Origin of the sequence: Flavobacterium solisilvae (genome assembly GCF_012911605.1) — a bacterium.
Taxonomy (GTDB): Bacteria; Bacteroidota; Bacteroidia; order Flavobacteriales; family Flavobacteriaceae; genus Flavobacterium; species Flavobacterium solisilvae.
Map to the genome: position 1 here is coordinate 1 of NZ_JAAMPT010000016.1, position 226 is coordinate 226.

Here is a 226-nt window from a genome sequence, read left to right on the forward strand (position 1 = left end):
ACGCCGATTACGGCATCATTGATTGTCAAATTGTTTACAGTTACGTTTCCTGTATTGGTTACCGTAAAAGTGTAAACAATCGTATCACCTACGTTTACAATAGTGTCAGCATTCGCATCAGTATAAACACCGTCTTTCAACAAAGTGATTTGTGGTGTTTGTCCTAAGTCTGTAAATGTACAGGTCGGACAACTTGGGTCGTAATCAGGACTTGAAGGGTCGATTG

General features: G+C 40.3%; 1 protein-coding gene. It reads right to left on the reverse strand.

Annotation, left to right across the window (positions count from 1 at the left end; translation table 11 throughout):
• Window positions 1–226 (reverse strand): DUF7507 domain-containing protein (locus tag G6042_RS00075; RefSeq protein WP_169522292.1); only part of this gene is annotated, 226 nt, incomplete at both ends.